Here is a 24,244-nt window from a genome sequence, read left to right as displayed (position 1 = left end):
ATTCAAGCACCGACCGCCGACACAAAGAGGCGTCGAGAACCCGCCTGTGGACAGGCGATTCTCCCTCGCGGCCTGTGCACGGGAGGTGGTCTCGATACGCCCTCGCTCGTGCCTCGCGAGGGCTACTCGACCAACGGTGGGGTGCCGGACCACCGGCGGCGGCCGCTCTACAGAGCAACGGCGGCCACCTCAACCACCGGCGGCCGCGCTACGGCGTCTCGGCGGCGGCGCAGGTGGCGGGGTCGTACTGGTCGGCCTCCTTCAGCACGTCGACCGCGCGGGACCGGCCGAGGTTCCACTCCAGCCAGTCGTCGTCGGAGCGCCGGCGGTCGCCGAGGGCGCAGGGGCGCAGGTCCTGGGGGAGGGAGGTGAAGGCGGGGACGGCGTCCTCGGAGAGGCCTTGGAGGTAGGACCAGTCGACCTTGCCGGTGTCCTCGAAGCGGTCGATGTTGTGGCGGGCGATCCAGGCGTCCGGGTTGAGCAGCGCGAGCCCGAGCAGGGCGGCGGCTCCGGACAGCAGCGCGAACCGCGGCAGCCAGACGCCGCGCAGGGCGACGCCGGCGCCGACGAGCGCGAGCACGAGCAGCCCGAGCCAGCCCTCGAACACGTCGACCGTGAGGCGCAGCCGGGTGAAGCCGTAGGCGTCCTGGTAGACGCCCATCCGGTACAGCGCCGACGCCACCACGACGAGGGTCTGGGCGCAGAGCACGCCGAGCGTGGCGCGCAGCCAGGCCCGGTCGGTGGCGGTCGCCCGCGGCGCCTTGCGTGCGGCGGCCCAGACGACGAGCAGGGTGAGCCCGGTGGCGACGGTCAGCTGGCCGAACCCCTGGTGGACGTACTCCGCGTAGGTCAGCCCGGTCGTCCGCTGCAGGTAGTCGTGCCCGCCGAAGATCACCGCCGCCTGTGCGATCAGGAACCCCGCGAACACCGCGTTCACGACCAGCACGGGTGCCAGCCACTCGAACCGGTGCTGGACCGGGCGGGAGGAGGCCTCGGCGCGGTCGACGCGCGGCGGGTTGAGGGCGAGGTACGACGCCGCGAGGACCGCGCCGCCGACGGCCACGGTGAGGAACAGCCGCAGCACGAAGGTGTCGAGGCTCAGGTCGGGCAGCACCGCGTCCGCCCACTCGGCGAACAGGGCGTCGGCCGAGGCGAACAACAGGCCGAACACGATCAGCCCGAGGACCGACCACACCACCGTCCGCACCAGGGCGGCGCGCTGGCCGAGCCCGGTGAGCTGCGCGAGGGTGCGGCCCAGCCAGGACAGCCCCCGGAGCCCGGAGAGCGGCCAGGACACCGCGGACGCCACGAACCCGGGCAGCCCGCGCGCGGCGGTCAGGCCGCACATCCCCAGCCCGGCCGCGGCCATCACGCAGAGCGTGCCGATCCAGTCGGCGGCGCGCAGGAACACGATCGCGCTGAGGGCGGCGGCCAGCACGGCGCAGGCCAGCGCGAACGGGTCGCGCCGGGTGCGCGCGACCGCGAACGGCACGGCGCCGCACACGACGAGCACGAGGAAGCTGCCGACGCCGGCGTCGCGGAACGGGAGCACGAGCGCCGCGAACAGCCCGGCCGCGACAGCGGCCAGCAGCACCGGGAGGCGGCCCGGGAGGTCCCGCTCCGGCCAGAGGCTCCCGAACAGGTCGTCCAGCAGGGGTCGGGCGGCGACCGGCTGCACGCCCGGTCCCGGGGTGGGGGCGGGCGTCGGTGCGGGGGTCGGTGGGGTCATGGTCTCCTCCGGTGCGGTCGAGGTGCGGACGGCCGGCCGCAGCGGCAGCTCGACGCGCACCAGCGCGCCGGTGCCCCCGGGCTCGGGATCGACGAAGCGGATGGCGCCGCCGTGCAGGTCGGTGACCCAGCGGGCGATGGCGAGGCCCAGCCCGGTCCCACCGCCGTCGGCGGTGCCGAGCGTCCCGAACCGCTCGAAGACCCGTTCGCGGTCGCCGGGTGCCACGCCGGGACCCTGGTCGCCGACCTCGATCGTGTACCGGCCCGGGGGCTCGGGCGTACGCCGGGCGCGCACGGTCACCGTGCCGCCGGCGGGGCTGTGCCGGGATGCGTTGTCGAGCACGTTGGCGACGAGCTGGTGCAGCCGCTTCGGGTCGGCCCGGACGACGAGGTCCGCGGGCTCCACGCGGACGTCGTACGTCACGTCGCGACCGGTCGCGCGAGCGTGCGTGGCCGCCTCCTCGAGCAGCGGTCCGAGCGGGACGTCGACGGGCGTCAACGGTGCCTTGCCGGCGTCGACGCGGGCCAGGTCGAGCAGGTCGTCGACCAGGTCCGAGAGCCGTTCGGCCTGCTCGAGCGCGGTCGAGAGGGCGGCGGCGTCGCCGATGCCGTCGGCGAGGTTCTCGAGCAGCGCCCGTTGGGCGGTCAGCGGGGTGCGCAGCTCGTGGCTCACGCTGGCGACCAGCTCGCGGCGCTGCCGGTCGACGCCGGCCAGGTCGCGCGCCATCGTGTTGAACGCGCGGGCGAGCTCGCCGACCTCGTCGCGCGACGTGGCGGTGACGCGCACGTCGTAGTCGCCGCGCGCCATCCGCTGCGCGGCCGCCGTCATCTCCCGCAGCGGCGCGGTCATCCCCAGCGCGAGCAGCTGGGTCACGGCGAGCGCGAGCGCGATCGTGACGGGGATGCTGAGCCACGCGGCCACCCCGCCGACGCGGCCGGCGTTGGCGACGAGGGCCGCGACGACCACGCTGACGGCGACCAGGACGCCGAGCTTGACCTTCAGCGACCGGAGCACGGCGAGTGGCGTCACCGCGGTCCGTCCGTCTCCAGCGCGTAGCCGACGCCGTGCACGGTGCGTACCCGCTCCGACCCGATCTTGGCGCGCAGCCCCTTGACGTGGCTGTCGACGGTCCGGGTGCCGGAACCGCCCGGCCAGCCCCACACGTCGGCGAGCAGCCGCTCGCGGGTCACGACGGTGCCGGGCTCGGCGGCGAGGCAGACCAGCAGGTCGAACTCGGTCGGGGTCAGGTGCACCTCGGCGCCGTCGCACCACACCCGCCGGGCCGCGCCGTCGATCGTCATGCCGTCGAGCTCGAGCGGCCGCCGGGCGGCGAGCTCCGCTGCCCGGTCGACCCGGCGGAGCAGCGCGGCCACCCGTGCGACCAGCTCGCGCATCCGGAACGGCTTGGTCAGGTAGTCGTCGGCGCCCACGCCGAGGCCGACCAGGACGTCCGCCTCGTCGTCGCGGGCGGTCAGCATGATCACCGGCACCGGCCGCTCGGCCTGGATCCGACGGCAGACCTCGTGCCCGTCGAAGCCGGGCAGCATCACGTCGAGCACGACGAGGTCGGGCGCCGCGCTGCCGAACGCGGCGACCGCGCCCGGGCCGTCGTACGCCTGCACGACGTCGTAGCCCTCGGCCGTCAGCCGGTCGGACACCGACTGGTTGATGACCGGCTCGTCCTCGACGACGAGGACCCGGCGGCTCGAGCTCATGTCGGCAGCGTAGGAGCGCTCACCGCCGGAAGTCGGGGTCGACGTGTGGAGGTTCGGTGCAGATCGGGCCGCTCAGGTCCGGTGGACGTAGCTGTCGAGCTGGTCGCGCTCGAACTGCAGCTGGTCGATCTTGTGCTTCACGAGGTCGCCGATGCTCACGACACCGACCAGGTCGTTGTCCCGGCAGACCGGGATGTGCCGGAACCGACCCTCCGTCATGACGTGCATGACCGCGTCGAGCTCGTCGTCGGGGGAGCAGGTGGTGACGCCGTCGATCGACGTCATGATCGCGCCGACGGTGTTGTTGACCACGGTCCCGTCGTTGTGCAGGTGCCGTACGACGTCCCGCTCGCTCACGATCCCGTCGAGGGAGCTGCCGTCGTTGCTCACGATCAGCGCGCCGATGTTGTGCTCGGCGAGCGTGGCGATCAGCTCACGGACGCCCGCGTCCGGACCGATCGTGATCACTTCCTGGATGGACTTGGCCTGGAGCACGTCGGCGATCCGCATGTGACGCAGGCTACTCGGGCGGCCGCCGGTGCGCACGCAGGTCGGACACGGTGCCGGGACCGCCGTGCGGCCAGTCCGGGTCGTCGCCGCCGTCGGGGAGCGAGCCGATGAAGGACAGCGCCGCGTCGTGCAGGTGGCCGTTGCTGGCCAGCGCGCTGCCGCCCCACGGCCCGTCCGCGCCGTCGAGGGAGGTGAACCGGCCGCCGGCCTCGCGCACGATGATGTCGAGCGCGGCCATGTCGTAGACGTGCAGCTCGGGCTCGGCCGCCAGGTCGACGGCCCCTTCCGCGACCAGCATGTAGGACCAGAAGTCGCCGTACGCCCGCGTGCGCCAGCAGCGCCGCATCAGCGCGAGGAAGTCCTCGCCGAGTCCGCGGTCGTCCCAGCCGGAGAGCGAGGAGTAGGACAGCGACGCGTCCTCGAGGCGGCGTACGTCGGAGACCGCGCACTTGGTCGCCTTCATCAGCGACCTGCCGGTCCAGGCACCGTTGCCCGAGGACGCCCACCAGCGCCGCTGGAGCTGCGGCGCCGACACCACGCTCAGGACGACCTCCTCGTCGACCGCGAGGGCGATCAGGGTCGCCCAGACGGGCACGCCGCGGACGAAGTTCTTGGTCCCGTCGATCGGGTCGACGATCCACCGGCGCTGCGAGTGTCCCGAGGTGCCCTGCTCCTCGCCGGTCACCGCGTCGCGGCTCCGGACCCGGGACAGGGTGCGCCGGATGCCCTCCTCGACCGCGTTGTCCGCGTCCGTCACGGGGGTGAGGTCGGGCTTGGTCATCACGTGCAGGTCGAGGGCCTTGAAGCGCGCCTCGGTGAGCGAGTCCGCGTCGTCGGCGAGCAGGTGCGCCAGCCGCAGGTCGTCGGTGTAGTCAGTCGCCACGTCCGCTACCCTATGGCCCCGGCTCCGTGCGGACGCACAGGTCGGGGGTGCACTCTTGTCGACCATGGAGATCAACGGGTTGCCGCTGCACCCGCTCGTCGTGCACGCGGCCGTCGTCCTGACGCCGATCGCCGCGCTGGTCGCGATCGCGTACGTCGTGCCTGCGTGGCGCGACCGCTGCCGCTGGCCGCTGCTCGTCGCGACCGTGCTCGCGGTCGGGGCGGTGGTTGCTGCCTACCTCACCGGCACCCACTTCCGGTCCGTCAACGACTTCATGAACCAGCCGCCGCTCGCGGAGCAGATCGACAAGCACCAGTCCTACGCCCAGCAGCTGCTGTGGGCGATGTCGGGCTTCGGCGTGATCGTCGTGCTGAACGTCGCGATGCACGCGCGCGCCGCGCGGTGGCTGCGGACCCTGCTCGCCGTGCTGCTCGTCGCCGATGCGGTCGCCGTGCTGGTGCTGGTGTTCCTCACCGGCGAGGCCGGCGCCCGCTCGGTCTGGGACCACACGGCTGGTTAGGGCCGGGCGTCTTCCAGGGCCTGGCTCAGTAGTCGGTGACGCTCCGGGCGTCCAGCAGCCGGCGGAACGACGCGACCCGCTCGGGGTCTGCCTGGCCCGACGCGACCGCCTCGTCCAGCCCGCACTCGGGCTCGTCCGCGGCGTGGGTGCAACCGCGGGGGCAGTCCTCGGTCATCTCGTCGAGGTCCGGGAACGCCTCGATCAGGTGCTCGGGCTGCACGTGCGCGAGGCCGAAGGACCGGATGCCGGGTGTGTCGACGATCGACCCCGCCGGGCCGTCGCTGCCCGGCAGCGGGAGCATCACCGCGGACGTCGAGGTGTGCCGGCCCTGCCCGGTGACCGCGTTGACGTGGCCGGTCTCCCGCCGGGCGTGGGGGACCAGCGCGTTCACGAGCGTGGACTTCCCGACCCCGCTGGTGCCGATCATGACGCTGGCCCGCCCGGCCAGCCGCTCCGCGAGGTCGTCGAGGCCGACGATGCGACCGTCGGCGTCGCGGTGGGTGACGACCCACGGCACCCCGAGGGAGCGGTAGGTCGACAGCAGCGTCTCGGGGTCCTCGAGGTCTGCCTTGGTCAGGCACAGCAGGGGGTCGAGCCCGGCGTCGTAGGCCGCCACCAGGGCCCGGTCGATCCACCGCGAGCGCGGCTCGGGGTCGGCCAGCGCGGTCACGACGACGAGCTGGTCGGCGTTCGCGACGATCACCCGCTCCACGGGGTCGTCGTCGTCGGCGGTACGGCGCAGCACCGTCGTGCGGGCGGTGACCTCCACGATGCGGGCCAGCGACCCCTCGGCGCCGGACACGTCGCCGACGACGCGAACCCGGTCTCCGACGACGACGCCCTTGCGACCCAGCGGCCGCGCCTTCATCGCCGTCACGGTGCGGCCGTCGAGCAGCAGCGTGAACCGGCCGCGGTCGACGGTGGTGACGACCGCGTCGACCGCGTCGTCGTAGCTCGGACGCTCCTTGGTCCGGGGGCGGGTATGGCGACGGGGCCGGTCGTAGTGCTCGACGTCGTTCTCGTCGTACCGCCCACGAGGCATCAGAAGAGCCCGCTCCAGAACCCGGGGAAGTCGGGGAAGGTCTTGCTGGTCGTCGCCACGTCCTCGACGAGCACGCCGGGGACCGCGGCGCCGACGATCACGGCCGCGTGCGCCATCCGGTGGTCGGCGTAGGTGTGGAACGGCCCGCCGGTCAGCGGTGCCGGCGTCAGGGAGAGCCCGTCGGGTCGTTCCACGACGTCTGCTCCGAGCGACCCGAGCTCCTTCGCCAGCGCGGCGAGCCGGTCGGTCTCGTGGCCGCGGATGTGCGCGATGCCGCGCAGGTGCGACGGTGTGGCGGCCAGGGCGCACAGCGCGGCCACGGCGGGGGCCAGCTCGCCGACGTCGTGCAGGTCGGCGTCGATGCCCTGGAGCCCGGCGCGCCCGCCCGCGGGACCGGTGACCCGGAGCCCGTCGGGCACCCGCTCGACCGCGCAGCCCATCCGGGCGAGCAGGTCGCGCAGCGCGTCGCCCGCCTGGGTCGTCGACGCGGGCCAGTCCCGCACCGTCACCGAGCCCCCGGAGACCGCGGCCAGGGCCAGGAACGGCGCGGCGTTGGAGAGGTCGGGCTCGACCAGCTCGTCGCGCGCAGCGATCGGGCCGGGCGCAACCGACCAGCGGTTCGCGTCGCCGTCGTCGACCGCGACGCCGCGCTCGCGCAGCATCGCGACCGTCATCTCCACGTGGGGGAGGGACGGGATCGGCTTGCCGTCGTGGCGGACGTCGACCCCGTTGTCGAACCGGGCGCCCGCGAGCAGCAGCGCGGAGACGAACTGCGAGGACGCGGAGGCGTCGATGACGACGGTCCCGCCGGGGACCGCGCCCGCGCCGTGCACCGTGAACGGCAGCGAACCGCGCCCCTCGTCGTCGATCCGTACGCCGAGCGCGGCCAGCGCGGCGAGCACCTCGCCGACCGGCCGGTTGCGCATGTGCGGGTCGCCGTCGAAGGCGACGTCGCCGTCGACCAGGCCGGCCACGGGCGGGACGAACCGCATCACGGTGCCCGCGAGGCCGCAGTCGACGGCCGCCGTCACCGCGCCGCCGGCGAGGGGTGTGACCGCCCAGTCGTCCCCGCTCGTGTCGATGCTCGCCCCGAGCGACGTGAGCGCACGGGCCATCAGCTCCGTGTCGCGCGAGCGCAGCGCCCGCCGTACGACCGAAGGACCGTCGGCCAGCGCCGCCAGCACCAGCGCCCGGTTGGTCAGCGACTTGCTACCCGGGAGGGAGACCACGGCGTCCACGGGAGCCGTCGCCACGGGTGCGGGCCAGAGGTCGGCGGGTTGAGCGGTCATGTCCCGCCGAAGTCTAAGGGAGACCGCACCACGTAACGGACGTCACAGCGCGCTCGTTGACCGGTCACCCCGACCCGGAACGGACTCCCGCATGCGCACTCCCCGTCTCGTCGCGACGGCCGCGGCCCTGCTGCTCCCTGCAGCCCTCGCCCCGCTCACGCAGCTCGCCGCCCACGCCGACCCGGCCCCGGCCTACACGGTCACGACCCTGCACTTCAAGGTCACCGTCGCCCCCAACAACGGCCAGGTCTGCGACGTGGTGGGCGACGTCTACGTGCCGGCCGGCGCCTCCTCGACGGCTCGGGTCCCGGCGATCCTCACGACCAACGGCTTCGGCGGCTCGAAGGACGACCAGGCCGGCCTCGGCAAGGCCTTCGCCGAGCGCGGCTATGCCGTGCTGTCCTACTCCGGGCTCGGCTTCGGCGGCTCCTCCTGCAAGATCACGCTGGACGACCCCGACTACGACGGCAAGGCGGGAAGCCAGCTGGTCAGCTACCTGGGCGGCAAGGACGGGATCGCCTACCTCGACGCCGCGCACACCCAGCCTGCGCCGGTGCTCGACGTCGTCGAGCAGGACACCACCGACCATCTCGGGCACGCCAGCACCTTCGACCCCCGGGTGGGCACGATCGGCGGCTCCTACGGCGGCGGGTCGCAGTTCGCGACCGCGGCTGTCGACCCGCGGGTCGACACCCTCGTCCCGCTGATCACCTGGAACGACCTGAGCTACAGCCTCGCGCCCAACAACACCGACCAGACGACGGGTGTCTCCACGAAGCACTCCGGCTCGGCGAAGCTGCTCTGGGCCGCGGGGTTCTCCGCCCTGGGCATGGCCAGCGACCTGCAGAACCAGCAGGTGCCGCCGGACGCGATCCCCTGCCCGAACTTCGCGGACTGGGTGTGCCCGGCGCTGGCCACGGCCGGCACCACCGGCTACCTCCAGCCCGGCGACGTCACCCACCTGCGCCACGCGTCGGTCGCGACCTTCATGTCGAAGATCCGGGTCCCGGTGCTGCTGATCCAGGGCGAGAACGACACCCTCTTCAACCTCAACGAGGCGGTCGCGACGTTCAAGGCGCTGCGCGCCAAGGGCACCCCGGTGAAGATGATCTGGCAGTCGTGGGGCCACTCCGGCAGCACCCCCGCGCCCGGAGAGCTCGACCTCGCGGCGCCGGACCCCGCGTCGCAGTACGAGACCGGCCGGATCGTCACCTGGCTCGACCACTACCTGAAGGGGACCGCCGGCAGCACGGGACCGCTGTTCAGCTACTTCCGGGACTGGGTGGACTACAGCGGCAACGCGAGCCCGGCGTACGGCGTCGCCAACAGCTTCCCGGTCGGTGTCGCCCGGACCTACCGGCTCTCGGGCAGCGACCAGCTCGTCACCGGGGCGACGCCGGCAGCGGCCGGCAGCCAGTCCTTCCTGACCCCGCCGGCCGGGGCTCCGACCACCTTCGACACCGCCGACGTCCTGGGCGGCTACGTCGGCCAGATCCCGCCGCTCGGCGACCTGCCGGGCACCTACGCCTCCTGGACGACGCCGACGCTGACGAGCAACGTGAACGTGGTGGGGTCACCGACGGTCAAGCTCAAGGTGACCGCGCCGACCGCGGCCCTGACGCAGGGTGTGGGCGAGGCCGGCGAGCTGGTGCTGTTCGTCAAGGTCGCCGACGTCGGCCCGGACGGGAAGGCCTCGCTGATCCACGGTCTCGAGGCGCCCGTGCGGATCCCCGACGTCACCAAGCCGTTCACGGTCACGCTGCCGGGCATCGTGCACCAGTTCGCGCCGGGTCACCAGCTGCGCCTGATCGTCGCGGGTGGCTCGCTGAACTACCGCGGCGGGCTCACGCCGGTGCCGGTGACGATCGCTTCCGGCAGCACGCAGACGCTGACGCTGCCGGTGGTTCCCTGAGCAGACGAACGGCCCCGCACGCGAGGCGCGCGGGGCCGTTCGCTCGGAGCAGCTACCGCACGGTCAAGGTGACCGAGCCGGACGCCGGCTCGGCCTGGGCCGACCCGCCGAACGTCACGTCGTAGGTGTGCTGACCGGTCGTGACCGGACCGGGGACCTTGATCCGGAAGTAGTTGCCCGTGGCCGTCACGGTGGCCACCGTGCTCCCACCCTCACTCACCGTGAGCGTGCCGCCCTTGGCCCTGCCCTTCGAGACCACCTGGCCGGACACGTACGCCGTCTGCTTCTGGTAGGTGTTCTGCGGGTTGAGCCGCAGCGTGCTGGGCGCCTTCTCGATGGTGACCGACACGGTGCCGGTGCTGCTGAGGCCGTCCGCGTCGATGGCCGTGTAGGTGAACGTCGCGACACCCGTGAAGCCGCCCTTCGGACGGAACACCGCCGCGTCGCCCTGGACCCGGGCGAAGCCGGAGCTGGGCTTGCCGACCTTGTAGGTGAGCGGGCCACCCTCGGGGTCGTAGGCCTCGAACGGCACGGTGACCGTCTTGTTGAACTCGCCCGATCCGCTCACGTCGAGAACGACCGGCGCTCCGGTGGCGATGAACTTGTAGGTCGTGCTGCCGAGAGTCATCGAACGGATCGTGTCGTCGCCGTGGACGCCGGATCCCAGGGACCAGCCGAACGCGTCGACGTGGGCGTCGGAGAAGACCGTGCGCCACTGGTCCAGCGTGCCGTTGTTGTCCGACCCGTAGCCGCCGCCGTGCGCGGGCGCCGCGTCCTTCACGAACTGCTTGGCGCTGTTGGCCAGCCACCAGACGTCGCCGTACAGGGGGCTGCCGTCGGCGTACGTCGGCTCGCCGACCAGGATCCCGTCGGGCGATCCGTTGCCGTCGAAGTCGATCACGAGCTGCATGCCCGGGCGCAGCGTCGTCGTGGGGTCGTTGCGCACCGTGTCCATGGTCGGCTCACCGACGTCGGCAAGGTCGGTGTCGACGGCGAAGTAGCCGGCGGCCTTGTCGGTCGACGTGCTGCCCTCGGTCCAGACGTGCACGCCGTCGGGGACGAAGTCGTTGTGGCCGGTGGCGCGCGTCTCGCTCGTGTCGAGCTGGGCCGGGGTGATGTAGCTGATCGTCGCGGCATCGGCGGGTGCCGCGAGAGCGAGCGCGGCGACGACCAGGGCGCCGGCTGAGGCAAGCGCGGGAAGTCGACGTCTCAGTGATGCACGAGGTGGAGCCATGATGATGCCTTCCGTGGGAGGGAGCGCCCGAGGCCGGACCACAAGAGTCCTTGTGGTCGACTCACGGAACCACGGAAGGCTGGTCTCCTCCCAGATTTTGCAATCCGGAGGGACCGCTCGAACAGCCGCAGCGGCAGGCCTCAGGTCAGCTCGGCCTTGACCAGCTTGGCCTCGCGCTTGGCGGAGCGGGCGAGGTGCCCGGCCTCGCGGCGGGCGTCCTTGGCGGCGCGCCGGGCGCGCCAGGCGAGGCCGGGATTGCCCTCGGTGTCGCCCGCGGCGATCATCAGCCCGCCGGCGAGCGCGGCGTTCTTGAGGAAGTGGTTCTGGAGCTCGGAGCGCTCGTGGGTGTCGGCGGCCTCCCAGAACCGGTAGCGCGCCGCGGTGGACGGCACCAGCGTCGCGAGCAGGACGGCGGCCGCCATCCGGGGGAACTTGCCGATGGCGAGCGCGAGGCCGGCAAGCACCTGCAGGATCCCGTTGGTCCGCACCCAGGCGGCCGGGTCCTGCGGCAGCGGCGCCTGCGGGGCGGCGCGGTGGGCGAGCGGCGCGATCGCGTCGGTCACCGGAGCGGCCTGCGGAGCGATCTCGCGCGCGTGGCGCACCGAGTTGACGCCGTTGATCACGAAGAACGACGCGAGGAGGGGTCGGGCGAGCAGTCTGGTCACGGCCATGCCTCCTTCGTACCCCATCGGTGGGCGGGCATCCATGCCGGGCGTGGATAGAGTCGGCGGCATGTGCGGCCGCTACGCGTCCTCCCGGACGCCCGACGACCTCGCCGAGGAGTTCGAGGTCGTCGACCCGCGCCTCGACAAGGAGCTCCCGGCCGACTACAACGTCGCCCCCACCAAGGAGGTGTACGCCGTCCTCGACCGCCCGCCCAAGGACGAGCCGGAGGCGTCGGCCGCCGCGCACCGGCAGCTGCGGGCGCTGCGCTGGGGCCTGGTGCCCTCCTGGGCGAAGGACCCGGCGATCGGGAACAAGATGATCAACGCGCGGATGGAGACGGTGGCGGAGAAGCCCGCGTTCCGGCGGGCGTTCGCGAGCAGGCGCTGCCTGCTGCCGGCCGACGGCTACTACGAGTGGTATCCGCTCGAAGGGAAGTCCGGCAAGTCTGGGCGTCCGGCGAAGCAGCCGTTCTTCATCCACCCCAAGGACGGCTCGGTGCTGGCGATGGCGGGTCTCTACGAGATCTGGAAGGACCCCACGCGCGACGCCGACGATCCCGAGCAGTTCCGGTGGACCTGCACCGTGCTGACGACGGACGCACCCGACGAGCTCGGCAGGATCCACGACCGGATGCCGCTCCTGGTGCCCCGCGACCGGCGGTCCGCGTGGCTGGACCCGTCGACGCCGAAGGACGACGTGCTCGACCTGCTCGTGCCCGCCCAGCAGACCGGCTTGGAGGCCTACCCGGTCTCGACCAAGGTCGGCAACGTGCGCAACAACGGCCCGGAGCTGGTGGAGCCGCTCCCCGTCGAGGAGAGCCTGTTGGAGGGCACCGGTGAGTGAGGAGCGGCTGATCCCCACGCCGCACGGGGAGGGCCGCCTGGTGACCGACCGGGCGCGGCGCCCCGTGGCGACGCTGCTGCTCAGCCACGGCGCCGGTGTCGGCATCGACACCCGCGACCTCGAGGTGCTGGCGAGGTGCCTGCCCAAGCAGGGCGTGTCGGTGATGCGCTTCGAGCAGCCGTGGCGGCGGGCCGGGCGCAAGGTCGCGACCCCGCCGGCCACGCTCGACGACGGTCTGCGGGCGGCGGCGGACTCCATCCGGGTGCGCACCCCGCTCATCGTCGGAGGCCGTTCCGCCGGGGCCCGGTCCGCGGCCCGCTCGGCCCGGTCGCTGGCCGCCGCCGGGTGCCTCGCGCTCGCGTTCCCGCTGCACCCGCCGGGCCGGCCGGAGAAGTCGCGCCTCGACGAGCTGGTGCGGGTCGGCGTACCGACGCTCGTGGTGCAGGGGGAGCGGGACACCATGGGCCGGCCCGAGGAGTTCCCCGACCCGATGCCGCCCGGCGTCGACCTCTGCGTCCTGCCCGACGCCGACCACTCGCTCGCGGTGCCGAAGAGGGGTGCGGTCACCCAGGAGGTGGCCCTCGACATCCTGCTCGAGAGCGTCCTGGAGTGGATCGTCCGCGACGTCGTCGGCAACGACGGCGGCAGCCACCGAGTCGCCCGCGGAGGGAATGCGACGGTCCGCTGATCGGTTGAGCCGTTCATGATCGCGGTGCTCGAGAGGCCAACGGCCACGCTCCCCGTAGGCTGGGGGGCGATGTCTGAGACCACCACCGACCCGATCGAGACGATCGATCTCGAGACGGAGACCCAAGCGGAGCGCTCGGCGCGCTTCGAGCGCGACGCGCTGCCCTACCTCGACCAGCTCTACTCCGCCGCGATGCGGATGACGCGCAACCCCTCGGACGCCGAGGACCTCGTCCAGGAGACGTTCGCGAAGGCCTACTCCGCCTTCCACCAGTTCAAGCCCGGCACCAACCTGAAGGCCTGGCTCTACCGGATCCTGACCAACACCTTCATCAACACCTACCGCAAGAAGCAGCGGCAGCCGCAGCAGTCGATCTCCGGTGACTCCGGCGACGTCGAGGACTGGCAGCTGGCCCGCGCCGAGGCGCACACCTCCACCGGGCTGAAGTCCGCGGAGATGGAGGCGCTCGAGCACCTTCCCGACTCCCAGGTCAAGGACGCCCTCCAGCGGCTGCCCGAGGAGTTCCGTCTCGCCGTCTACCTCGCCGATGTCGAGGGATTCGCCTACAAGGAGATCGCCGAGATCATGGGCACTCCGATCGGGACGGTCATGTCCCGTCTGCACCGCGGCAGGCGTCAGCTGCGCGACCTGCTGTCCGACTACGTCCGCTCGGGCGGCGACGCACCGGTCGAGGGAGACCAGTGATGGGTGAGCACAGCCACGACCACGACCCGAGCAACGCCGAGTGTGCCGACTTCCTCGAGCGCATCGTCCGGCTGATCGACAACGAGCTCGAGGAGGGCGACTGCGCGATCGTGCGCGCCCACATCGACGGCTGCAGCCCGTGTCTCGAACGCTACGACCTGCAGCGCACCGTCAAGACGCTGGTCGCGCGCTCCTGCTCGGAGAAGGCGCCCGCCGACCTCCGCGAGAAGGTCCGGATCACGATCCAGTCGATCCAGGTGCAGATCACCGAGGGCTGAACCCTCGTCAGTGACCGACCTGCTCCAGCAGCTCGGTGCTCGCGGCTGAGGCGGCTTCCGGGTCGCCTGCAGCGATCGCAGCGAGCACGCCGTCGTGCGCGGGCGCCAGGTCATCGGCACCGTCCGGCGGCAGCGCCACGCTCGCGACCAGCGTCTCCAGGAAGCCCTCGTAGAGCTCGCTGAGCAGCGGGTTGTGGGCGGCCGCGACGACCGCGAGGTGGAAGTCGCAGTCGGCCGTGACGAACCGCTCGGCGTCCCGGTCGGCAGCGCCGGCGCGGCGCCGCTCGAGCGCGTCGGCGAGGACGGCGAGGTCCTCGTCGGTACGCCGGCTCGCAGCCAGGCAGGCGGCGCGGGTCTCGATGGCGTGGCGCACCTCCAGGACGTGGTCGAGCTCGACCCGCCCGACCTCGCGCCGGATCAGCGCGGACACCTCGTTGGGTGCGGCGACGTAGGTGCCGTCGCCCCGCCGTACCTCCAGCACGCCGCCGTGAGCGAGCGCCTTGACCGCCTCGCGCACCGTGTTGCGGCTGACGCCGAGCTCGGCAGCGAGCACCGGCTCCGGTGGGATCCGGGTGCCGACCGACCACTCGCCGTCGGCGAGCAGGGCCCGCATGCCGTCGATCGCCTGGTCCACCAGCGACCTCGCTGTCGTCGCGCTGAGCGGCATCGCCGTCCCTTTCGTCCAATCATCCGATGTCTGGCATACTAACGCGGTGACCGTCCTCGAGCACCGTTCCGCGTCGGCGCCGCGCCGTGTCCTGACCCGGGCCGCCTGGCTGCTGGCCGCCGTGCTCCTGGTCGCCGCGAACCTCCGGACGCCGGTCACCAGCCTCGGCGCCCTGCTCGACAGCCTGCACTCGATCGGGCTGTCGACGGGCACCGCGTCGTTCCTGACGTCGCTGCCGGTCCTGTGCTTCGCTGCGGTGGGTGCGACGGGGATGACCCTGGCGCGACGGGTGGGAGCCCACCGCGGCGTGGCCCTCGGGCTCGCGCTGATCGTGGCGGGCCTGCTGGTCCGGGTCGTGGCCGGGTCGACGACCCTGCTGGTCGGGACGTTCCTCGCGTGCGCGGGCATCGCCCTCGCCAACGTGCTGCTGCCGGTGGTCGTCAAGGAGCACTTCCCGACCAAGGTCGGGCAGGTCACCGGCACCTACACCGCGGTCATGTCGACGGGCGCGGCTCTGGGGGCCGCGCTCACGGTCCCGATCGCGTCTGCTGCCGGCGGCTGGCGGATCGGGCTGGTGGCCTGGGTGGTCCCGGCGGTCCTCGCGCTGGTGGCGTGGACCGTGAGCGGCCGCGGACGCGAGCACGCCCGCTCCCGGTCGCGCGGAGCGTCGCTGTGGCGCAGTCCGGTGGCGTGGGCGGTCACGATCACCTTCGGCACCCAGTCGGTGTTCGCCTACGTGATCATGAGCTGGCTGCCGACGATGTACGCCGACGCGGGCTACAGCCACGGCGAGGCCGGCCTGCTGCTCGCCGTGAGCATCCTGATCGGCGTACCGATCTTCGTCGTGGCGCCGACCGTCGCCGCTCGGATGCGCTCGCAGGGGCCGCTGGTGCTGCTGCTGACCGCGATCACGGCGGCGGGCTTCGCGGGCATGGCCGTCGCCCCGCACGCCGGCGGCTGGCTGTGGGCGGTGCTCCTCGGGGTGGGCGGCGCGGTGTTCCCGGTCGTGCTGACCATGTTCGCGCTGCGCACCTGCAACTCCGACGACACCGCGGCGCTGTCCTCGATGGCGCAGAGCATCGGCTACCTGATCGCGGCGGCGGGTCCACTGCTCGTCGGGCTGCTGCGCGACACGACCGGCTCGTGGACCACGTCCTGCGTGCTGCTGCTCGGGGTCGCCGTCGTCCAGGCGACTGCCGGGCTCGTCGCCGGCCGGCCGGTCGTCGTCGGCACGGGTCCGCGCAACGACCGCTGAATTGACGAGCCCCCGCGACCTCGGTGGTCGTGGGGGCTCTTCAATCATGGATGCGCTCAGGCGTTGGGGCGCTTGCCGTGGTTCGCGCCCTTCTTGCGGCGAGCGCGGCGCTTGCGGCCGGTCTTGCCCATGGTTCCTCCTGCGTTCGGGATCGTCCCAGTGTCTCAGGGACGGCGGTCAGCCGGAAATCCGCTCCAGAAACCGGTCACCGTCGACGACCACCCGGGTGACCTCGCCGCTGCCGACGAGCTTGCCCGGCCCGGTCGGTCCGAGGTTGCGGGCCGCCACGCTGAACCGGCGCAGCCGCCCGTCGGTGTGCACGACCCGCGCACTCACCTCGACCTCCTGGCCGACCGGGCTCGGCGCGAGGTGCTCGAGCTGCACCCGGGTGCCGACGCTGGTCTCGCCGTCGCGGAGCTGGCCCTCCACCGCGGCGCAGGTCGCCGCCTCGCACCACGCCAGCAGCCGCGGCGTGGCGAGCACCGGCAGGCTGCCGGAGCCGAGTGCTGCGGCGGTGTCGTCGTCGGACACCGTGAACGTCAGCACCGTCGGGGCCGCCTCCATCAGATGCCGAAGGTGTTGCGCGGGTAGGCGGCGTCGACGTCGGTGATCACGTTGACCAGGTAGGGCACGCCGCTCGCGAACGCGCGGTCCAGCGCCGCCCCGATCTGCCGCGGGTCGGTCACCGTCTCACCGGCGCCCCCCAGCGCCTTCACGACCTGGTCGTACGCCGTGCGCGGTGCCAGGTCGGCGACGACGTCGTAGCCGTAGAGCATCTGCATCGGGCCCTTCTCCAGGCCCCACGCGGAGTTGTTGCCCATCACCATCACGACCGGCAGGTTGTGGCGCACGAGCGTGTCCACGTCCATCAGCGAGAAGCCGGCGGCGCCGTCTCCGAGGAGCAGCACGACCTGGGACGACGGCCGGGCGATCCGGGCGGCGATGGCCGCCCCGAGACCGGCTCCCAGGCAGCCGTAGGGGCCGGGGTCCAGCCAGCAACCGGGCTGCCGCGGCTCGACGTACTTCCCGGCGAAGGAGACGAAGTCCCCGCCGTCGCCGATCACCACCGCGTCCGAGGCCAGCCGGGGGACCAGCTCCCCGTAGATCCGCGCCGGGTGCACCGGGTCCGCCTCGGCGCCCAGCAGCTCCGCGTCGCGGGCCGACGCGGCGGCGACCGTGTCCTGCAGCGAGGAGAGCCAGCCGCTCCAGTCCGGCTTGGGGCCGCGCTCGACCGCGGCCAGCAGGCCGTCGAAGACGGCGGTCAGGTCGCCGGCGACCGAGTCCGCCAGCTGCGCGTGGCGGGAGACCTGGTCCTCGGCATCGGCGATGTGCACGACCTGCGCGGTGGATCCTCCGTCCTTGCCGCCGAAGATGCCGTAGCCGAGCCGGAAGTCCAGCGGCGTGCCGACCACGACGACGAGGTCGGCGCCGTTGAGGGCCGCACCGCGCGCCTTGGTGACCAGCAGCGGGTCGCCTCCGGGGACGACGCCGCGGCCCATCCCGTTGGTGATCGCGGGGACCCGGAGGGTGACGACGAAGCGGTGGGCGGCCTCCTCGGCACGGTCGGCCCAGACGTCGGTCCCGAGGATGAGCACCGGCCGCGACGCGCGCGCCAGCAGTCCGGCGATGCGCTCGATCGCGTCGCTGTCCGGCTCGGCCCCGCGGCCCTCCCCGGCGGCCGGCACCTCGCCCGACGCCGAGCCGAAGAACTCGTCCATCGGCACGTCGACGAAGGCCGGCCCGCGGTGCGAGCTGCGCGCGGCGGTGAACGCCTCGTGCATCCCGCCGAGCACGTCGCCGGCGGTCGGCAGGGTGCGCGCGAGCTTGGTCACGGGCGCCACCAGCGGGACATGGTCGATTTCCTGCAGCGAGCCGCTGCCCCAGCGGTTGGCCGGAGCCCGGCCGCCGACGACGACCATGGGGGAGCCCGCGAACCGGGCCTGGGCCAGGGCGCTGACGCCGTTCGTCACGCCGGGCCCGGCGGTGAGCACCGCGAGGCCGGGGACCCGGGTGAGCTTCCCGGTCGCCTCGGCGGCGAAGGCGGCCGTCTGCTCGTGCCGTACGTCGAGCAGCCGCATCGGCCGGTCCTGCTCGGAGGCCTTGACGGCGCCGTCGTACATCGGGAAGACGTGCGCCCCCGACAGCGTGAACATCGTCTCGACGCCGTGTGCCCGGGCCACGGCGACGGCGAGCTCGCCGGCGTGACCCTCGGCGGCGGCCCCCTGGGTGATCGAGGTCATGTCGCGCAGGTTAGCGACTGCCCGGTCTCAGCGGCCGAAGAACCCCGGCTGCACGGCTCGGAGCTGCTCGATCACCGTCAGCAGCAGATCGGTGCGACCGGGCGGCTGGTGCCGGCCCAGCGACAGGTGCAGGTAGAGGGCGCGCAGGTAGGCGACGGTGTTGCGGCGCGGCACCGAGCCCGCGTCGTCCAGCGACGGCGGCCGCTGGCGCAGCGCCGTCGAGACCAGCTCGGCCAGCCAGCTCTCGACGCGGTCCAACGGCACCAGCCCGCGGTGCAGGACGGAGATCGTCGCGCGGGCCAGCCGGTCCGGCTCTCCGGAGACCCACACCTCGTCGGCCGGCCGGGTGGACCGCTCGCCGATGACCTCGAGCAGCACCACCAGCTCCGCCTCGCGGACGTGCGGCGACCTCGCCAGCACCCCGATCGCGTCGGCGCCGTTGGGAACGGCGTGCGCCCAGCCCTTGCCCTCGACGAAGCCGCGCAGGTCGCGCTCGGCCGGGAACCAGGTGGCCAGCCGGTCGCCCCACTCCAGCACCTTCGCGGGCGGCACGAGCGAGCGCTCGGTGTCCCGCTCGATCACGTCGGAGAGGATCAGCGCCGACGTGCTGCGGCGGAAGACGGAGTCGGTGCCGCGCTCGCCCAGGCCGGCCATCAGGCCGGTGGCGATGCCGTCGCCGAGGCCCGGCAGCAGGTCGTCGTAGACGCCCTGCGCGATCCAGGTCGTGAGCATCTCGACGGCGAGCTCGTCGCGGACGTACGGCTCGGCGCTGCCCAGCATCTCGGTCAGCTCGGCCGTGAGGTCGGCGATCTGGTGCTCGACGGGCGGGCGGACGTGTCCCTGGCGGAGCCTGCGATGAAGGAAGTCCCAGTCCACCTTCGTCATCAAAAAGCCACCTGCCGCTCGAGGGTCTCGATCCGTACCGCTGACCCCCGGGGCTAGCGTAACCGGCGTGCCGTCCCTGCCCGCCATCGCCCGGCGTCACACCGACCTCGGTGACGCCGACGTCGCGTGGCTCCAGCTGCTGCAGGCCGACTGGCAGATCGTGGCCGACCTGTCCTTCGCCGACCTGGTGATGTGGCTGCCGGACCGGCAGGGGCACGGGTTCTGGGCCGGCGGCCAGATGCGGCCCACCACGGGCCCGACGTCGTACGTCGACGACATCGTCGGGACCTTCGCGGCGCACGGTCGCAGGCCGCTGGTGGACGCGGCCTACGAGCAGGGCCGGATCGTGCGCGAGGGCGACCCCGAGTGGCGCGACGACGTGCCGGTGCGGGTCGAGGCGATCCCGGTGCGACGTGACGGTCGGGTGATCGCGGTGATCGCCCGCAACACCAACCTGCTGGGCGTCCGCACGCCCAGCCGGCTCGAGATCTCCTACCTGCAGACGGCCGCCGACCTGACCCAGATGATCGCGGCGGGCTACTTCCCCGCCGAGGGCCAGCGCAGCGACCACGCCGACTCGCCCCGGGTCGGGGACGGCTTCATCCGGGTCGACGCCTCGGGACGGGTGGTCTACGCGAGCCCCAACGCGCTGTCGGTCTACCGCAAGCTCGGGCTCGCCGACGACCTGGCGGGGCACGCGCTCGCGGAGCTGACCCGCGAGCTGGTGCCGCCCCGGAAGCGCCCGGACGAGGAGACCCTCAGCGCCGTCCTCGGGGGCCGCGCGCACCGGGACACCGAGATCGCCTCGGGCGGCATCGCGTTGATCATGCGGGCGATCCCGCTGCGCCCGGTCGGCGAGCACATCGGCGCGCTGATCCTGCTGCGCGACGTCAGCGACCTGCGGCATCGGGACCGCGAGCTGGTCACCAAGGACGCGACGATCCGGGAGATCCACCACCGGGTGAAGAACAACCTGCAGACGGTCGCCGCCCTGCTGCGCCTCCAGGCCCGGCGGATCGACTCGGAGGAGGCGACCTCCGCGCTCGAGGAGGCCGTGCGCCGGGTCGGCTCGATCGCGATCGTCCACGACATCCTCAGCCAGTCGGTCGGCGAGACGGTCGAGTTCGACGACATCGCGGACCGGCTGGCGAAGCTGGTCACGGAGGTCGGCGCCGAGCCCGGCGCCGTGCGGGTCGTCCGGGTGGGGGAGTTCGGCGTCCTGCCGTCGGAGCAGGCGACCACGCTCGCGATGGTGCTGACCGAGCTGCTCCAGAACGCCGTCGAGCACGGGTTCGGCTCGTCGGCCGAGGACGGTGGGAACGGCCTGGTGACGGTCCGGGTCCGGCGGCGCGGCGACGTCCTCGAGGTGACCGTCGACGACGACGGCCGCGGACTGCCCGAGGGCTTCGACCTGGACGCGACGACGAGCCTCGGCCTGTCGATCGTGCGCACGCTCGTGGAGTCCGAGCTCGGCGGTCACCTGACCCTCGGCACCTCGCCCGAGGGCGGCGCCAGCGCGCGGATCAGCCTTCCGCTGGACTGATCAGACGGGCGTGCGGACGCGGGCGCGGGCGCTGCGGCGCTTCAGCGCGCGGCGCTCATCCTCGCTGAGACCACCCCAGACACCGTGGTCCTGCCCGGCCTCGAGGGCCCACTGGAGGCACTGCTCGCGCACCTCACAGCGCCGGCACACCTGCTTGGCCTCCTCGATCTGGAGGATCGCCGGGCCGGTGTTGCCGATCGGGAAGAACAGCTCCGGATCCTCATCGAGGCATGCGGAACGGTGTCGCCAATCCATGGGTGGGAATTCCCTCTTTCCTAGGGCCACGGGTGCTCAGGGGGCACGACCGGTGGCGTCCAGGATTTCCATCCGTGGGCACGCCGATCGGCACAATAGTGAACGAGTTCACGATCGCGCTCCCCCAATGTTCCAAGGAAACGCTCGCGAATCAAGGGTTACCGATGGTCTCCTGGGTCACAGCGCGGCCGGCGGCCGCCATCGGGTGTCCCGGCGACGGTACGCCGGGCGTCAAAATCAGGCGTCGAACCGGTCGCCGGTCAGCGCCCGGATGCTGTCGGGGTGCAGCATCCCTGCCAGCGCCACCAGGGCGGAGACCGCCAGCGCGAGGGCGATCAGCACCGTGTCCCGCACGTTCCAGGCCAGCCCGAGCGAGATGAGCTGGGTCAGGAGGACCGGCCCGCGGGCCCAGCCGGCGCGGCGCCACAGCGCGAACCCGGCCGCGAGCAGCACGACGCCGTACCCCATGAGGAACGCGGCCGTCGAGATCCCCATCGACCGCCGGTCGGGGGACAGGTCGGCGAGCTCGAGGATCCCGAACAGCACCAGCGCGAGGCCCTGGACCGCCACCACCGAGGCGGCGACCGTCAGCGGCGGCGGGGTCTGGGTCGGTTCCTCGGTCACGCGTCGGCCTCGAGCGATGCCCGCAGCTGCTCGAGCGTTCGCGTCAGGAGCCGCGAGACGTGCATCTGGGAGACACCGATCTCGGCGGCGATCTGGGACTGGGTCATGTTCTTGAAGAACCGGAGCAGCAGGATCCGCTTCTCCCGCTCCGGCAGCCCCTCGAGGAGCGGCTTGACCGACTCGCGGATCTCCACCTGCGCCAGCGCTGCGTCATCGATGCCGATGGCGTCGAGCATGCTGGGCGCCCCGTCGTCGGAGTCGTCCCCGGCGTCCAGGGAGAGGGTCGCGTAGGCGTTGCTCGACTCCAGGCCCTCGACGATCTCCTCCACCGAGCAGCCGATCGACTCCGCGATCTCGCGCGGCGTGGGGGAGCGGCCCAGGCCCTGGGTCAGCTCGGCGGTGGCGGCGGTGATCTGCATGCGCAGCTCCTGCAGCCGCCGCGGGACCCGGATCGCCCACCCCTTGTCGCGGAAGTAGCGCTTGATCTCGCCGATGATGGTCGGGGTGGCGTAGGTCGAGAACTCCACGCCGCGCTCGGTGTCGAAGCGGTCGACGGACTTGATCAGCCCGATGGTGCCGACCTGGACGAGGTCCTCGAACGGCTCCCCGCGGTTGCGGAAACGGCGCGCGCAGTGCTCGACCAGCGGCAGGTGCAGGTGGACGAGGGCCTCGCGCGCGGCGTCGCGGGCGCCGTCGGTCGCGTCGGGGTCGCGGAACTCGACGAACAGCTGCGCGCTGCGCTGCCGGGTCACGTCCCCCGGGGCAGGCTGCCGCTCGTCCCGAGGCTCGGAGGGGGCCATCGTGCTCAGGTGGCCGGCGCGAGGGCCGAGCGCATGACGAGACAGACGGAGTAGGTGCCGGGTGCGGCGTCGATCGACGCCTCCTCGGCAAGCGTCGCGAGGACCTGCCACCCGAAGCTCTCGTAGTCGGGCTCGGCCGGGTCGGCGGCCGTGGTGCTCACGACCACCGTCAGGCGGCCGTCCCCCAGCCGGAACCGGCAGTCGAGGTCGGCGCCGGGGTCGGCCTCGTCGAGCACCATCGCGGCGGCCTCGCTGACCGCGATGCGGAGGTCCTCGATGTCGTCCATCGTGAAGTCGAGGCGGGCCGCGAGGCCCGCCGTGAGGGTCCGCAGCACCGAGGCGTAGGCGCTGTCCGCGGGAAGTCGCAGCTCGACGTCGGCGTGCGCGGCGATGCCCCGCACGATGTTCGTCTCGGACATCAGCTCTCCCTCTCCGCACGCCCGTGCCGTCCGCCGGGTACGGACAGGAGACTACGACAGTGGCCGCGCCCCCGCAGATGGGGACGCGGCCACCGTCACTTCGACGTCGCCGTGGTCAGGCCGCAGCCCGGCCCGGCGGCGGCAGGATGCCGCCGAGCAGGTCGAGCAGGTTGCCGAGACCGAGGCCCTGCAGAACCGGCGTCAGCAGGCCCGTCAGCGCGGTCGGGTCGCTCGGCAGCCCGCCCCCGTTGACCGCGTCGCAGAGCGACTGGGCCTCCGGGGCCGCGTCGCACAGCTGCTGCAGCGTCACGGCGCTGGGTAGACCCGCGCCACCAGGGACCTCTCCGGCGAGCGCGTCGCAGATCTGCTGCGGTGCGCCTGCGTCGCAGATCGCCTGGATCGACGTCAGCTCGCTCAACGGCAGCCCGCCCAGCAGGCCACCGAGGCCGAGGGCGTCGAGGACCGGCGACAGCAGGGCCGTCAGGTCGGTCGGGTCGCTCGGCAGCCCGCCCCCGTTGACCGCGTCACAGAGGGCCTGCGCCTGCGGCACGGCGTCGCACAGCGCTTGAAGCGACACGTCGCTCGGCAGCCCGCCGCCGGCCAGCCCGGCCAGCGCGTCGCAGACGGGCTGCGGCGCTCCGGCGTCGCAGAGGGCCTGGATCGACGTGAGGTCGCTCGGCAGTCCGCCGCCGAGCAGGTCACCGAGCCCGATGGCGTCCAGCAGCGGCTTCAGCAGGTCGGTCAGCGCGGACGGGTCGGTCGGCAGGCCACCGCCGCCGGCGGCGTCGCAGATCGGCTGGAGCTGCGGAACCGCGTCGCACAGCGCCTGCAGGGACAGGTCGCTCGGCAACCCGCCGCCGACCAGCCCGGCCAGGGCGTCGCAGACGGCCTGCGGGATGCCGGCGTCGCAGAGCGACTGGATCGGGTCACCGGTCCCGCCGCCACCGCCACCACCCGCCTGGCAGGTGGTGAGCGCGGTGTGTGCGGCCTGGGTCGCGGTGCGGGCGGTCTGGCGCTGGTTGTAGAGCCGGTGGACCCGCTTCTTGAGCTTCTTGACCTTCGCCTTCAGGCGGTGGACCTTCGCCGCCTGGTGGTGGCGCTGGGCCTTGTGGAGCTGGTGCTTGGCGACCTTGAGCCTCGCCTTGGCCCTGTGCAGCTTGGTGCCGAGCTCGCGCTGGTGCGCGAGCGCGGCGTTGTACGCCGCCTGCTGGCTGGAGCAGTTGACGGCGGCTGCGGCCGGCGCCGGCGCGGCCGCGGGCGCGGCGTTGGCCGTCCCGGCCACGGCGGCTGTGGTGAACGTCATCGCCAACGCGACGGCGAAGCCGATCACGAGTCGACAGGCATGGCGGATCATGGGTCTCCCTCCCCCTTGGAGCACCGGGTGGTCGCGTGCCCTCCCTGAGCGCGCGCCGGTGCTTGGGGGGAGTGTGCATGAGGGATGGCGCCCGTGGGGTGCTTCTGCAGGAACACGCACCGTGGGCAACAACAGCCCCAGCCACACAAGCACGGTGGCCGCGCCCCTTGCGGGACGCGGCCACCGGT

The 24,244-nt window shown here is 73.0% G+C and carries 26 protein-coding genes; 8 read left to right on the top strand and 18 right to left on the bottom strand.

Annotated elements, in window-relative coordinates; translation table 11 throughout:
- Positions 1-208 precede the first annotated feature (208 nt).
- The 4 genes from ABD709_RS14315 to ABD709_RS14300 form a co-directional block, all read right to left on the bottom strand.
- Positions 209-2,758: a DUF4153 domain-containing protein gene (locus ABD709_RS14315; RefSeq protein WP_344776544.1), complete on the bottom strand. Its 2,550-nt coding sequence runs from the start codon at positions 2,756-2,758 to the stop codon at positions 209-211.
- The gene (locus ABD709_RS14310) at positions 2,755-3,444 is read right to left on the bottom strand and encodes a response regulator transcription factor (protein ID WP_344776542.1); all 690 of its coding nucleotides are present in this window, start codon (positions 3,442-3,444) and stop codon (positions 2,755-2,757) included. The genes ABD709_RS14315 and ABD709_RS14310 overlap by 4 nt, the downstream gene beginning before the upstream one ends.
- Before the next feature lie 72 nt (positions 3,445-3,516).
- Positions 3,517-3,954, bottom strand: a complete 438-nt coding sequence (locus tag ABD709_RS14305) for a CBS domain-containing protein (protein ID WP_344776540.1) — start codon at positions 3,952-3,954, stop codon at positions 3,517-3,519.
- Positions 3,955-3,964: 10 nt separating this feature from the next.
- Positions 3,965-4,837, bottom strand: a complete 873-nt coding sequence (locus ABD709_RS14300) for an inositol monophosphatase family protein (RefSeq protein WP_344776538.1) — start codon at positions 4,835-4,837, stop codon at positions 3,965-3,967.
- A 64-nt stretch (positions 4,838-4,901) separates the two neighbouring features.
- On the opposite strand from ABD709_RS14300, the gene ABD709_RS14295 reads away from it, so the two are divergent.
- On the top strand, positions 4,902-5,357 hold the full coding sequence (locus ABD709_RS14295) for a DUF2231 domain-containing protein (RefSeq protein WP_344776536.1): 456 nt from the start codon (positions 4,902-4,904) through the stop codon (positions 5,355-5,357).
- A gap of 25 nt (positions 5,358-5,382) precedes the next feature.
- On the opposite strand, the gene rsgA is transcribed toward ABD709_RS14295, so the two are convergent.
- Complete coding sequence (gene rsgA / locus ABD709_RS14290; protein ID WP_344776534.1) at positions 5,383-6,399, bottom strand: ribosome small subunit-dependent GTPase A; 1,017 nt, start codon at positions 6,397-6,399, stop codon at positions 5,383-5,385.
- Positions 6,399-7,688 (bottom strand): 3-phosphoshikimate 1-carboxyvinyltransferase, encoded by a 1,290-nt coding sequence (gene aroA / locus ABD709_RS14285; RefSeq protein ID WP_344776532.1) that lies wholly within the window; start codon positions 7,686-7,688, stop codon positions 6,399-6,401. Before aroA ends, rsgA begins: the two co-directional genes overlap by 1 nt.
- Positions 7,689-7,779: 91 nt before the next feature.
- Here aroA and ABD709_RS14280 point away from each other — a divergent pair, with 91 nt between their 5' ends.
- Complete coding sequence (locus ABD709_RS14280; protein ID WP_344776530.1) at positions 7,780-9,600, top strand: CocE/NonD family hydrolase; 1,821 nt, start codon at positions 7,780-7,782, stop codon at positions 9,598-9,600.
- Positions 9,601-9,652: 52 nt separating this feature from the next.
- On the opposite strand, the gene ABD709_RS14275 is transcribed toward ABD709_RS14280, so the two are convergent.
- Entirely contained in the window at positions 9,653-10,834 is a 1,182-nt protein-coding gene (locus tag ABD709_RS14275; RefSeq protein ID WP_344776528.1) for an Ig-like domain-containing protein, read from the bottom strand.
- 140 nt (positions 10,835-10,974) lie between these two features.
- Entirely contained in the window at positions 10,975-11,505 is a 531-nt protein-coding gene (locus ABD709_RS14270; RefSeq protein WP_344776526.1) for a DoxX family membrane protein, read from the bottom strand.
- A 61-nt stretch (positions 11,506-11,566) separates the two neighbouring features.
- On the opposite strand from ABD709_RS14270, the gene ABD709_RS14265 reads away from it, so the two are divergent.
- The 4 genes from ABD709_RS14265 (at position 11,567) to rsrA (ending at position 14,014) form a co-directional block, all read left to right on the top strand.
- On the top strand, positions 11,567-12,343 hold the full coding sequence (locus tag ABD709_RS14265; protein WP_344776524.1) for an SOS response-associated peptidase: 777 nt from the start codon (positions 11,567-11,569) through the stop codon (positions 12,341-12,343).
- Positions 12,336-13,031, top strand: a complete 696-nt coding sequence (locus ABD709_RS14260) for an alpha/beta hydrolase family protein (RefSeq protein WP_344776522.1) — start codon at positions 12,336-12,338, stop codon at positions 13,029-13,031. The genes ABD709_RS14265 and ABD709_RS14260 overlap by 8 nt, the downstream gene beginning before the upstream one ends.
- Positions 13,032-13,100: 69 nt before the next feature.
- The gene (locus ABD709_RS14255) at positions 13,101-13,736 is read left to right on the top strand and encodes a sigma-70 family RNA polymerase sigma factor (RefSeq protein WP_344776520.1); all 636 of its coding nucleotides are present in this window, start codon (positions 13,101-13,103) and stop codon (positions 13,734-13,736) included.
- Positions 13,736-14,014 (top strand): mycothiol system anti-sigma-R factor, encoded by a 279-nt coding sequence (gene rsrA, locus ABD709_RS14250; RefSeq protein ID WP_344776518.1) that lies wholly within the window; start codon positions 13,736-13,738, stop codon positions 14,012-14,014. The genes ABD709_RS14255 and rsrA overlap by 1 nt, the downstream gene beginning before the upstream one ends.
- Before the next feature lie 7 nt (positions 14,015-14,021).
- Here rsrA and ABD709_RS14245 read toward each other — a convergent pair whose 3' ends face one another.
- Positions 14,022-14,681 carry a FadR/GntR family transcriptional regulator gene (locus ABD709_RS14245; protein WP_344776516.1) on the bottom strand — a complete coding sequence of 220 codons (660 nt, stop codon included), beginning with the start codon at positions 14,679-14,681 and terminating at the stop codon, positions 14,022-14,024.
- Positions 14,682-14,727: 46 nt separating this feature from the next.
- Between ABD709_RS14245 and ABD709_RS14240 the strand changes: the two genes are divergently transcribed.
- A complete protein-coding gene (locus ABD709_RS14240) occupies positions 14,728-15,936 on the top strand; it encodes a CynX/NimT family MFS transporter (protein ID WP_344776514.1) in 1,209 nt (402 codons plus the stop codon).
- Between the two features lie 56 nt (positions 15,937-15,992).
- Here the strand turns inward: ABD709_RS14240 and ABD709_RS21455 are convergent, their stop codons facing one another.
- Genes ABD709_RS21455 through ABD709_RS14225 form a run of 4 tightly spaced genes read right to left on the bottom strand, consistent with a single transcriptional unit; the run spans position 15,993 to position 19,061 of the window.
- Entirely contained in the window at positions 15,993-16,067 is a 75-nt protein-coding gene (locus ABD709_RS21455; RefSeq protein ID WP_369797015.1) for a 50S ribosomal protein bL37, read from the bottom strand.
- Positions 16,068-16,113: 46 nt separating this feature from the next.
- Positions 16,114-16,500, bottom strand: coding sequence for a thioesterase family protein (locus tag ABD709_RS14235; protein WP_344776512.1), 387 nt, complete (start codon positions 16,498-16,500; stop codon positions 16,114-16,116).
- Positions 16,500-18,176 (bottom strand): acetolactate synthase, encoded by a 1,677-nt coding sequence (locus ABD709_RS14230; RefSeq protein ID WP_344776511.1) that lies wholly within the window; start codon positions 18,174-18,176, stop codon positions 16,500-16,502. The genes ABD709_RS14235 and ABD709_RS14230 overlap by 1 nt, the downstream gene beginning before the upstream one ends.
- A 27-nt stretch (positions 18,177-18,203) precedes the next feature.
- Entirely contained in the window at positions 18,204-19,061 is an 858-nt protein-coding gene (locus ABD709_RS14225) for a DUF2785 domain-containing protein (RefSeq protein WP_344776509.1), read from the bottom strand.
- A 67-nt stretch (positions 19,062-19,128) separates the two neighbouring features.
- Between ABD709_RS14225 and ABD709_RS14220 the strand changes: the two genes are divergently transcribed.
- Entirely contained in the window at positions 19,129-20,604 is a 1,476-nt protein-coding gene (locus tag ABD709_RS14220) for a sensor histidine kinase (protein ID WP_344776507.1), read from the top strand.
- Here ABD709_RS14220 and ABD709_RS14215 read toward each other — a convergent pair whose 3' ends face one another.
- From ABD709_RS14215 to ABD709_RS14195, 5 genes are all read right to left on the bottom strand, one after another.
- The gene (locus ABD709_RS14215) at positions 20,605-20,859 is read right to left on the bottom strand and encodes a WhiB family transcriptional regulator (RefSeq protein ID WP_344776505.1); all 255 of its coding nucleotides are present in this window, start codon (positions 20,857-20,859) and stop codon (positions 20,605-20,607) included.
- 237 nt (positions 20,860-21,096) lie between these two features.
- A complete protein-coding gene (locus ABD709_RS14210; RefSeq protein ID WP_344776503.1) occupies positions 21,097-21,483 on the bottom strand; it encodes a hypothetical protein in 387 nt (128 codons plus the stop codon).
- Positions 21,480-22,235 (bottom strand): RNA polymerase sigma factor SigF, encoded by a 756-nt coding sequence (locus ABD709_RS14205; RefSeq protein ID WP_344776501.1) that lies wholly within the window; start codon positions 22,233-22,235, stop codon positions 21,480-21,482. Before ABD709_RS14205 ends, ABD709_RS14210 begins: the two co-directional genes overlap by 4 nt.
- Positions 22,236-22,288: 53 nt before the next feature.
- Positions 22,289-22,702, bottom strand: a complete 414-nt coding sequence (locus ABD709_RS14200; RefSeq protein WP_344776499.1) for an ATP-binding protein — start codon at positions 22,700-22,702, stop codon at positions 22,289-22,291.
- A 115-nt stretch (positions 22,703-22,817) separates the two neighbouring features.
- Positions 22,818-24,056 (bottom strand): hypothetical protein, encoded by a 1,239-nt coding sequence (locus ABD709_RS14195; RefSeq protein ID WP_344776497.1) that lies wholly within the window; start codon positions 24,054-24,056, stop codon positions 22,818-22,820.
- Between the last annotated feature and the right edge of the window lie 188 nt (positions 24,057-24,244).

This window comes from Nocardioides panacisoli (assembly GCF_039537325.1).
Classification (GTDB): Bacteria; Actinomycetota; Actinomycetes; order Propionibacteriales; family Nocardioidaceae; genus Nocardioides; species Nocardioides panacisoli.
This window is presented reverse-complemented; position numbering and strand designations above follow the sequence as displayed.

Excerpts from the sequence above, each read along its gene's own strand:
- ABD709_RS14310 (WP_344776542.1), bottom strand. The coding sequence starts at position 3,444 with ATGAGCTCGAGCCGCCGGGTCCTCGTCGTCGAGGACGAGCCGGTCATC.
- ABD709_RS14305 (WP_344776540.1), bottom strand. The coding sequence starts at position 3,954 with ATGCGGATCGCCGACGTGCTCCAGGCCAAGTCCATCCAGGAAGTGATC.
- ABD709_RS14295 (WP_344776536.1), top strand. The coding sequence starts at position 4,902 with ATGGAGATCAACGGGTTGCCGCTGCACCCGCTCGTCGTGCACGCGGCC.
- rsgA (WP_344776534.1), bottom strand. The coding sequence starts at position 6,399 with ATGCCTCGTGGGCGGTACGACGAGAACGACGTCGAGCACTACGACCGG.
- aroA (WP_344776532.1), bottom strand. The coding sequence starts at position 7,688 with ATGACCGCTCAACCCGCCGACCTCTGGCCCGCACCCGTGGCGACGGCT.
- ABD709_RS14280 (WP_344776530.1), top strand. The coding sequence starts at position 7,780 with ATGCGCACTCCCCGTCTCGTCGCGACGGCCGCGGCCCTGCTGCTCCCT.
- ABD709_RS14275 (WP_344776528.1), bottom strand. The coding sequence starts at position 10,834 with ATGGCTCCACCTCGTGCATCACTGAGACGTCGACTTCCCGCGCTTGCC.
- ABD709_RS14270 (WP_344776526.1), bottom strand. The coding sequence starts at position 11,505 with ATGGCCGTGACCAGACTGCTCGCCCGACCCCTCCTCGCGTCGTTCTTC.
- ABD709_RS14265 (WP_344776524.1), top strand. The coding sequence starts at position 11,567 with ATGTGCGGCCGCTACGCGTCCTCCCGGACGCCCGACGACCTCGCCGAG.
- ABD709_RS14255 (WP_344776520.1), top strand. The coding sequence starts at position 13,101 with ATGTCTGAGACCACCACCGACCCGATCGAGACGATCGATCTCGAGACG.
- rsrA (WP_344776518.1), top strand. The coding sequence starts at position 13,736 with ATGGGTGAGCACAGCCACGACCACGACCCGAGCAACGCCGAGTGTGCC.
- ABD709_RS14245 (WP_344776516.1), bottom strand. The coding sequence starts at position 14,681 with ATGCCGCTCAGCGCGACGACAGCGAGGTCGCTGGTGGACCAGGCGATC.
- ABD709_RS14235 (WP_344776512.1), bottom strand. The coding sequence starts at position 16,500 with ATGGAGGCGGCCCCGACGGTGCTGACGTTCACGGTGTCCGACGACGAC.
- ABD709_RS14230 (WP_344776511.1), bottom strand. The coding sequence starts at position 18,176 with ATGACCTCGATCACCCAGGGGGCCGCCGCCGAGGGTCACGCCGGCGAG.
- ABD709_RS14225 (WP_344776509.1), bottom strand. The coding sequence starts at position 19,061 with ATGACGAAGGTGGACTGGGACTTCCTTCATCGCAGGCTCCGCCAGGGA.
- ABD709_RS14215 (WP_344776505.1), bottom strand. The coding sequence starts at position 20,859 with ATGGATTGGCGACACCGTTCCGCATGCCTCGATGAGGATCCGGAGCTG.
- ABD709_RS14200 (WP_344776499.1), bottom strand. The coding sequence starts at position 22,702 with ATGTCCGAGACGAACATCGTGCGGGGCATCGCCGCGCACGCCGACGTC.
- ABD709_RS14195 (WP_344776497.1), bottom strand. The coding sequence starts at position 24,056 with ATGATCCGCCATGCCTGTCGACTCGTGATCGGCTTCGCCGTCGCGTTG.